Source organism: Myxococcus xanthus (assembly GCF_006402735.1).
Lineage (GTDB): Bacteria > Myxococcota > Myxococcia > Myxococcales > Myxococcaceae > Myxococcus > Myxococcus xanthus_A.
The window spans coordinates 5,845,665-5,855,000 of the sequence record NZ_CP017174.1 but is presented as its reverse complement, the minus strand read 5'-3'; the positions used below and the strand labels follow the sequence as shown (position 1 = coordinate 5,855,000).

The window sequence follows — 9,336 nt, the reverse complement described above, 5'->3', positions numbered from 1 at the left end:
CCGACAGCTAAGGCCCCCAAATCTAGTCTAAGTGAACACTAGAAAGGATGTGGCAGGTCATTGACAACCAGGAGGTTGGCTTAGAAGCAGCCATCCTTTAAAGAAAGCGTAATAGCTCACTGGTCAAGACAGGCCGCGCCGAAAATGTAACGGGGCTCAAGACTAGTGCCGAAGCTTCGGGTCACACGTAAAGCGTGTGGCGGTAGGGGAGCGTCCCAGTTGCAGCGAAGGTCGACTGAAAAGGCGGCTGGAGCGACTGGGAGTGCTGATGCCGAAATGAGTAGCGATAAAGGGGGTGAGAAACCCCCTCGCCGTAAGCCCAAGGTTTCCTGGGTCAAGTTAATCTTCCCAGGGTTAGTCGGAACCTAAGCCGAGGCCGAAAGGCGTAGGTGATGGAAAGCGGGTTAATATTCCTGCACCATCTTGTGAGCGTTGAACTAAGGGAGGACGGAGAAAGCTAGGCGAGCTGACCGGTGGTTGTGTCAGTCTAAAGGTGTAGGGGTGTCGCGTACGAATAAAGGCGCGGCAGTTATCCCCGAGACTCCATGGCGCCCCGTAAGGGGTAAGTCGCTGATGCTCTGCTTCCAAGAAAAGTCCCGTAGGGAGCTTGCAGGGTGTCCGTACCGTAAACCGACACAGGTGGGCGAGGAGAAAATCCTAAGGCGCTTGAGAGAACTCTCCTCCAAGGAACTAGGCAAATTTCCACCGTAACTTCGGAAGAAGGTGGGCCTCTGGTAGGTGAAGGCGTACAGCCGGAGCTGAGAGAGGTTGCAGAGAAATGGCGGTAGCGACTGTTTACCAAAAACACAGGACTCTGCGAAGGCGACAAGCCGACGTATAGGGTCTGACTCCTGCCCGGTGCTGGAAGGTTAAGGGGATTCGTCAGCCGCAAGGTGAAGCGATGATCCGAAGCCCCAGTAAACGGCGGCCGTAACTATAACGGTCCTAAGGTAGCGAAATTCCTTGTCGGGTAAGTTCCGACCTGCACGAATGGAGTAACGACTTCCGCGCTGTCTCGGAGAGGGACTCAGCGAAATTGAAATAGCTGTGCCGATGCAGTTTACCCGCAGCAAGACGGAAAGACCCCGTGAACCTTTACTATAACTTGACAGTGACACTAGGGATTGACTGTGTAGGATAGGTGGGAGCCTTTGAAGCCGGGCCGCTAGGTTCGGTGGAGGCAACGGTGAAATACCACCCTGTTGATTTCTGGTGTCTAACCATGTCCCGTCAGCCGGGATTGGGACACTGTCTGGTGGGTAGTTTGACTGGGGCGGTCGCCTCCCAAAAAGTAACGGAGGCGCGCGATGGTTCCCTCAGCCCGATTGGAAACCGGGCGTCGAGTGCAATGGCATAAGGGAGCTTGACTGCGAGACGGACACGTCGAGCAGGTGCGAAAGCAGGTCATAGTGATCCGGTGGTCCTGAATGGAAGGGCCATCGCTCAACGGATAAAAGGTACTCCGGGGATAACAGGCTTATCTCCCCCAAGAGTTCACATCGACGGGGAGGTTTGGCACCTCGATGTCGGCTCATCGCATCCTGGGGCTGGAGCAGGTCCCAAGGGTTTGGCTGTTCGCCAATTAAAGCGGTACGCGAGCTGGGTTCAAAACGTCGTGAGACAGTTTGGTCCCTATCTGCTGTGGGCGTAGGATACTTGAGAGGCTCTGACCTTAGTACGAGAGGACCGGGTTGGAGGCACCGCTGGTGTACCAGTTGTCTCGCCAGAGGCATCGCTGGGTAGCCATGTGCCGATTGGATAACCGCTGAAAGCATCTAAGCGGGAAACCGACCTCAAGACCAGGTATCCCGGGCGCAAGCCCCTGAAGACCCGTCGAAGACTACGACGTTGATAGGCCGGGTGTGTAAGCGTGGTAACACGTTCAGCTAACCGGTACTAATTGGTCGTGAGGCTTACTTTCCCCATTCTCTTGCATGCCCCCTCAAGGGGAGTAAGGGACTCGGGGCCAAGGCCGAGGCTCGAGTGCTTCACGCACTCGCCTGGAAGACTGAAATACGCACAGCGAGACTTCGCTTAGCAAGAAATTCGAAACTTACCCTTTGTATGCACTGTCGCTTGTTTTCCGGTGGCTATGTCGGAGGGGTCCCACCCGTTCCCATCCCGAACACGGAAGTTAAGCCCTCCAGAGCCGATGGTACTTCGCGGGAAACCGCGCGGGAGAGTAGGTCGCTGCCGGATTCTTTTTGAGAAACCCCCGGTGTCCCTCGTGGACACCGGGGGTTTTCTGTTTTGGGCGTCTTGGGTTTTCGGCGCCTCACCGCAGGCGTTGGGCCAGGCGCCGTGTGCGCAGCCGGCGCACGCCCCCCACCGCCAGCAGCGCCGCCGTCGCGGCCAGCACCAGCAGGTGCTCGGCCCGCGCGGCTCCTTTCGCCACCGCGTCCACACTGTGTGAGAAGGCGTAGCCCAGCCCCACCACCACCGGGGCGCTGAGGAATAGCGCCAACCCGTCCCACAGCAGGAAGTGGCGCAGCCGCATGCCCTGCACCGCGGCCATGATGAACACCGCTCCGCGCAGCACCGAGAGAAAGCGTCCCACGAAGACGCAGCGCCCGCCGTGGCGCGCGTAGAGCTGGGCCAGTGGCTGTTCTTCATCTTCAGAACGGGCACTTGCGCTGTCCGTCGTGCGGAAGAGAGCGTTCCTCCTTCATCGGGTAATGACGGAGCCACCTGCTCTGCACCGCGACCATGATGGAAACCGCCTTGTGCGGTTTCGCGAGAAAGTGCCCCGCGAAGACGCAGTGCCCGCCGTGGCGCGCGCAGAGCAGGCCAGCGGTTCGCGGTGCTCGGAAGTCAGGAGCTTCTCCCCTCGTGGCTGCTCATACATCGCGAGCCCCAACTTTCGGGTGCTGAGGGAGTCAGGAGCTTCTTCACTCGTGGCTCCTCGTTCAGCGCGAGCCCCATCTTCGGGCGGTGAGAATGAGTCTTGTGTCTCCACAGGGCACGCTGGCCGTCTCGCCTGCGATCGCCAAGCCAGGGGAAGGGCATCCTGGTGCTCGCGGATGCCTGGCGATATTCGCGGCTGGTTCGCTGGCGAGCAGACCCTCTGGTGTGCACGCCCGTTGGTTGGCATTGGGGTTGGTCCGGGCGTGTATCGCCCGGGGGGCCTGGTGAGTCTCAGCCGCTCCCTCTTCTCAATGCCGAGGGCTGCTCAGGATGGTGCGGCGCTTCTCGGGAGGGCGTTTGGGGCGCTGAGGTATCGACGGTCCTCCATTCGTCGCCCCTGAGTTGGGCGGCTTGAAGTACGAGGCCGTGTGCCCTCCTTTGGCTTGGCTCTGGTTCCAGAGGTCTCGGTGGCAATGCGCCAGCGGCGGCGGAGGGCGCGTCGCCCGCGGCCGGGCTGACCGTGCGCGGGAAATGGAGGCGCCTCGTGGGCCCGGTGAAACCTCAGCCGGGAGAGCTCCGAGTTCGGCGACGCCAGGTGGCGGGTTCGCCCGGTCCCGCTGGCGCCGGGTCATGGATCCTTCCGCTTGGATGCCCCAAGCAGGGGGCGCTCTGACCTGCTAATACAGGCGACATGCGCCTACCTACGACCGCGCTCCAACAGACCTCTGAGCCCCCCTTTGCACGCCTGCCGCCGCGCGTCGTGGAACATGAGACTTCCATGGCGAGGTCCGGGTGGTGCTCGAAGGGCTCAAGCTACCGGATTCGTTGGGGTTTCAGGCTGCTGTGCATGTTTGACTCGCCGTCCGCGCTGCGACTAGAGTCCAGGTTTCCGCCCGGTCTGCGCACCGCCTGTCGCGGTGCGCGCCTCCCGGTGCCGGGCCGCTCCACGAGATGAAGAAGCCGACCCTCTTTGGGAAGTACCTGCTCCTCGAGCGCATCAACGTCGGCGGCATGGCGGAGGTGTTCATCGCGAAGGCCTTCGGCGTCGAGGGCTTCGAGCGCATCCTGGCGATCAAGAAGATCCTCCCCACGATGGCGGAGGACGAAGAGTTCATCACGATGTTCATCGACGAGGCGCGGATCAGCGTTCAGCTGAACCACGCCAACGTCGTGCACATCAACGAACTCGGGAAGTACGACGACACCTACTTCATCGCCATGGAGTACGTCGCCGGACGCGACGTCCGGACCATGTTGGAGCGCTACCGGCGTCGTAAGGAGATCATGCCCACCGCCCAAGCGGTGTTCATCGCCTCCAAGATCTGCGACGGCCTGGACTACGCGCACCGGAAAAAGGACGCCCGCGGGCAGGACCTCCACATCATCCACCGCGACGTGTCGCCCCAGAACATCCTCATTTCCTATGAGGGTGAGGTCAAGGTCATCGACTTCGGTATCGCCAAGGCGGCGAACCGTTCCCAGAAGACGCAGGCGGGCATCCTCAAGGGCAAGTTCGGGTACATGAGCCCGGAGCAGGTCCGGGGTATGCCCATCGACCGGCGCAGCGACATCTTCGCCGTGGGCGTGCTGCTGTACGAGATGCTCACGGGCGAGAAGCTCTTCGTCGGCGAGTCGGACTTCTCCACCCTGGAGAAGGTGCGCAACGCGGAGGTTCCGCTTCCCAGCGAGTTCAACCCGAGCATCCCGCAGGGCCTGGAGAAGGTGGTCCTCAAGGCACTCACGCGCGAACCCGAGGACCGCTACCAGTGGGCGTCGGACATGGCCGAGGACCTGATGCGGTTCCTCCTGGCCGGTGACGCCATCTACTCGTCCAAGCACCTCTCCAGTTACATGAAGGAGGCCTTCGCCGAGGACATGCTCCGCGAGGCGGAGAAGATGGAGCGCTATGCCGGTATCGAGCGCCCCGACCAGATCGAGGCCTCGGGCATCACGGTAGCCCCTGGGTTCAACCGGCAGGCGGCGCGGCGTGCGCCCCCTCCAGCCGTGGTGGTGACGGGAACGCCCGCCGGCCGTGCGTCCACCGCGCCGGCGCAGCCTGTCCAGGACTACATCCCGCCTCCCACCGCCGAGGAACTCGAGGAGATGGGCGTCGGCGCGGGCGACAAGACGCAGATTGTCGACTCCTCGCATACGTTCATGTCTCCCGAAACCCGCGTTGCCGACAGCAGCGTCGTGGTGGACGACAGCATCACGGGCCGGACGGAGAACCCCATCCAGGACCATGGGACGTCCGGTTCCTACAACTCCTTGCGCGCCCCCGCGCCCGATACGTCCTCGCGCAAGGGCAAGAGTGGCCCCAAGGCGCAGGTCGTCATCAGCAACGAGGAAGGCGAGGCCTACTCCGGCGCCACGATGATTGGCCCCGCGCCGTCCGCGCCGCCGACGCGCTCGCGCGGCTCGTCTCCCTCGCTGGACGAAGAGACGGGCAGCAGGCCAGTACCCGTGTCGGGCCGCGGCCGGGGCGGAAAGCGCGCTCCCGAGCCCGAGGAGGATCCGTCTGACTACGAGCAGCCGCCCGAGGAAGACAGCGGCGCCGACTACGACGCCCAGGACGACTACGGTGACGAGGGTCACCCGCACGACGACCTGAACGAGCCCGAGGAAGAGGTGACGGGCTCGGTTCCCCTCCCCCCGGAGGAGGCGCCTCCGCCCACGAAGGCCGCTGCGCCCACAAAGGCGAAGGCGAAGACGAAGGCCCCCGCCAAGGGGAAGCCCGCGCTCAACCTCAAGACGCTGCCGAAGCCGGTGCTGTTCGCCGCCGCGGCGGCCATCGTGCTGTTGCTCGTCGTCGGCGTGGTGATGGCCACCAGGCCGTCCACGGGCGAGGTCACCTTCATGGTGTCCCCGTCCAACCCTTCCGCGCGCATCCAGCTGAATGGCCAGGAGGTCCAGCTCAACACGCTGCTGGCACTCCCGGCAGGACAGTATCGGGTCACCGCGAGCGCTCCTGGACAGCAGAGCTCGGCCAAGACGGTGGATGTCGTCGCCGGAAGCAGAATCGTCGTTTCGCTTCCGCTGGAAGCTGAGCCGCAGGCGGCCCCGCCGCCCGAGAACAAGCCCCCTGCGGCACCGCCGACGAACACGGGCGTCGTCATTGCCGCGGGGACCACCGAGCCCGCCGCTCCCGCGGAGGCTCCAGGCGGCGACAAGGCACCTGAGAACGCGCCTGTCGACAATGGGCAGACGCCGCCTCCCGCCACGGATCCGGCTCCCGCGCCCGTTCAGGTCGCAGCGGTCTTCAAGGGTGATGACGGCGCGGAGATCGCCGTGAATGGCGAGCGCCTGGGGCGGATTCCAGACGCGCGCATGGCGAACCTGGAGGTGGGGAAGACCTACTCGTTCACCGCGAAGCTCGCGGGCTACAAGCCGTACTCCGGTGAGTTCAAGGCCGACGGCAGCAGCCAGCAGGTCACGGTCGCGTTCGAGATGACGAAGGAGCCGCAGCCCGAGCCCACCGTGGCCAACGTGCGGCCGCCTCCCCAGGCGGCTCCCAAGCCTCCGCCTGCCCCCAAGCCGCCGAGGGCCCCCAAGGTGATGGGCAAGTTCGCCTGCAGCACAAAGCCGGCGGGCGCGGACATCTACGTCGATGGGAAGAAGACGAATCGCCAGACACCGGTGACACTGGGCAGTCCTTTGATGCTACCGGTGGGCAAGCGGAAGATTTCGTTCAAGCTCAACGGTAAGACGACCAAGCCCGTGGTGGTCGACATCACGGAAGACAGTGTAGCCAAGCTGGTCAATGTTCCCATCGAGTGAGAAGGCGGGCATCCGATGCCCCCTTCGATTGTTGACCGAAGTGGGGCATGGGCGCGCTATGACGCCTCGCCCGCGAGCAATTTAGAGGTGATGCGCCATGCAAACGACGCCCATCCGGGCCAAGCCTGAGGCTGGCCCCGCTGAACAGCCTTTTACGTATCCTCACCGCCGGGAGTTCATCGAGCCCGATTGGCGCCGGATTCCTGGCTTCAAGGACGTGTCCGCCGCCGACTGGGAGAACTCCGTCTGGCAGCGCAAGCACACCATCAAGAATCTCAAGGAACTCAAAGCAACGCTGGGGGCTCTGCTTCCGGATGACCTGGCTGAGAGCATGGAGCGCGACCAGCGCGAGCGGGCGACCATGTCGCTGCTCGTGCCTCCGCAGATGCTCAACACCATGAACCTTGACGACCTGTGGCGTGACCCGGTGCGTCGTTACATGCTGCCGGCCTACGCGGACCGCCTCACGGAGTGGACCAACCATCCCAAGGCCAGCCGTGACAGCCTTCACGAGCAGGACATGTGGGTGGTGGAGGGCTTGACGCACCGGTATCCCACCAAGGTGCTGGCGGAGATGCTGCCGACCTGCCCGCAGTACTGTGGTCACTGCACGCGCATGGACCTGGTGGGCAATGACGTGCCGCAGGTCAGCAAACACAAGTTTGGCATCGGGCCGAAGGACCGCTACGCGCAGATGCTCGACTATCTGCGTCGCACGCCGACGGTGCGCGACGTGGTGGTGTCGGGTGGCGACATCGCGAACCTGCCCATTCAGCAGCTCGAGCCGTTCGTCAGCTCGCTGATGGACATCCCGAACATCCGGGACATCCGCCTGGCCAGCAAGGGGCTGATGGCCATCCCGCAGCACTTCCTCCAGGACTCCGTCCTCCAGGGGCTGGACCGGCTGGCGAAGAAGGCCGTCGAGCGCGGCGTGGACCTGGCGCTGCACACGCACGTCAATCACGCGCAGCAGCTCACCCCGCTGGTGGGCAAGGCCGTGCGCAAGCTGCTGGAGATGGGCTTCCGTGACGTGCGCAACCAGGGCGTGCTGCTGCGCGGTGTGAATGACAGCCCGCATGCGCTGCTGGACCTCTGCTTCACGCTGCTCGACCACGCGAAGATCCTGCCGTACTACTTCTACATGTGCGACATGATCCCCAACAGCGAGCATTGGCGGCTGTCGGTGGCTCAGGCGCAGCAGCTGCAGCACGACATCATGGGCTACATGCCGGGCTTCGCCACGCCGCGCATCGTCTGTGACGTGCCCTTCGTCGGGAAGCGCTGGGTGCACCAGGTGGCGGAGTATGACCGCGAGCGCGGCATCTCGTACTGGACCAAGAACTACCGGACCGGCATCGAAATGAACGATGCGGACGCGCTCAGCCGGAAGTACGAATACTTCGACCCCATCGACCAGCTGTCCGAGGCGGGTCAGGCCTGGTGGCGGGAGCAGCAGAAGGCGGCGTAATGGATACCTCAGTGCTTCCGGCGGGTCTCCCGCCGGAGCCGGCGACCGCTCGCGCGTCGCTCAGCGCCGAAGGGCGCAAACGGCTGTTTCCCAACGCCACGGACGCGGAGTGGGCGGACTGGCGTTGGCAGCAGCGGCATGCGGTGCGAGGCATGGAGCAGTTGGAGCGGTACGTGCCGCTGACCTCCAACGAGCGCGCGGGCGTGCAGGAAACGTCCGCGCTGTTCCGCATCGGCATCAGTCCGTACTACCTGTCCCTCATCGACCCGGAGCATCCGTTCTGCCCGGTGCGCATGCAGTCCATCCCGGTGCGGGCCGAGGCGCGCATCCGTCCGGGCGAACTCGCGGATCCGCTGGGTGAGGACAAGACGCGCCCGGAGGAGTGCATCGTCCACAAGTATCCGGACCGGGTGCTCTTCCTCGCGCTGGATACGTGCTCCGTCTATTGCCGTCACTGCACGCGCCGGCGCATCACGCAGGGCGGGGTGGCGGAGCTCTCCAAGGAACAGCTCCGCCGGGGCGTGGACTATGTCCGGCGCCATCCCGAGGTGCGCGACGTCCTCATCTCCGGCGGGGACCCGTTCATGCTCAGTGACTCCCGGCTGGAGGAGTTGCTCGCGCCGCTCAGCGAGATTCCCCACGTCGAGATGATTCGCATCGGCACGCGTGTCCCCGTGTGTCTACCCATGCGCGTCACCGACTCCCTGGCGAAAACGCTCCGGCGCTACGCGCCCGTCTTCGTCGTCACGCACTTCAATCATCCGAAGGAAGTGACGCCCGAGGCGCGCGAGGCCTGCGAGCGGCTGGTGGACCACGGCGTGCCGGTGGAGAACCAGGCCGTGCTGATGCGGCAGATCAACTCCGACGCGCGCATCATCAAGGAGCTGTCGCACCTGCTCCTGCGCAGCCGCGTGCGGCCGTACTACCTGCACCAGATGGACGTGGCCGAGGGCTGCGAGCACCTGCGCACGCCCATCGCCAAGGGGCTGGAAATCATCCAGCAGCTTCGGGGCTACACCACCGGCCTCGCCGTGCCGCACCTCGCGGTGGACCTGCCGGGTGGCGGTGGGAAGGTGACGCTCCAGCCCGACTACGCCGTCGAGTACGGCGCGCAGGAGACGGTGTTCCGCAACTACAAGGGCGAGCGCTTCACGTACCCGGAGCCCGAGGAGACGGACTGTACCTGCCCGTATGACGGCGTGTGGCAGGAGCAGGCCCCGCGGTACGGCTACCGCAAGGGCTGAGCA

At 64.1% G+C, this 9,336-nt stretch carries 4 protein-coding genes and 2 rRNA genes (1 of these 6 cut by a window edge); 5 read left to right on the top strand and 1 reads right to left on the bottom strand.

Translation table 11 applies throughout. The features are described 5' to 3' along the window. A 23S ribosomal RNA gene (locus tag BHS09_RS23720) occupies positions 1 to 1,921 on the top strand; it begins 1,042 nt to the left of the window's first position. Positions 1,922 to 2,082: 161 nt separating this feature from the next. After that, a 5S ribosomal RNA gene (gene rrf / locus BHS09_RS23715) occupies positions 2,083 to 2,199 on the top strand. A 76-nt stretch (positions 2,200 to 2,275) separates the two neighbouring features. Here rrf and BHS09_RS38635 read toward each other — a convergent pair. Continuing rightward, positions 2,276 to 2,557, bottom strand: coding sequence for a DedA family protein (locus tag BHS09_RS38635; protein ID WP_237079790.1), 282 nt, complete (start codon positions 2,555 to 2,557; stop codon positions 2,276 to 2,278). A 1,238-nt stretch (positions 2,558 to 3,795) separates the two neighbouring features. On the opposite strand from BHS09_RS38635, the gene BHS09_RS23705 reads away from it, so the two are divergent. The 3 genes from BHS09_RS23705 to BHS09_RS23695 all read left to right on the top strand — a co-directional run bounded on the left by BHS09_RS23705 (position 3,796) and on the right by BHS09_RS23695 (position 9,333). Further along, positions 3,796 to 6,621: a serine/threonine protein kinase gene (locus BHS09_RS23705; RefSeq protein WP_140799116.1), complete on the top strand. Its 2,826-nt coding sequence runs from the start codon at positions 3,796 to 3,798 to the stop codon at positions 6,619 to 6,621. A 97-nt stretch (positions 6,622 to 6,718) separates the two neighbouring features. Continuing rightward, positions 6,719 to 8,089 carry a KamA family radical SAM protein gene (locus BHS09_RS23700; protein ID WP_140799114.1) on the top strand — a complete coding sequence of 457 codons (1,371 nt, stop codon included), beginning with the start codon at positions 6,719 to 6,721 and terminating at the stop codon, positions 8,087 to 8,089. Then, on the top strand, positions 8,089 to 9,333 hold the full coding sequence (locus BHS09_RS23695; protein WP_140793483.1) for a KamA family radical SAM protein: 1,245 nt from the start codon (positions 8,089 to 8,091) through the stop codon (positions 9,331 to 9,333). Before BHS09_RS23700 ends, BHS09_RS23695 begins: the two co-directional genes overlap by 1 nt. The last annotated feature ends 3 nt before the right edge of the window (positions 9,334 to 9,336 follow it).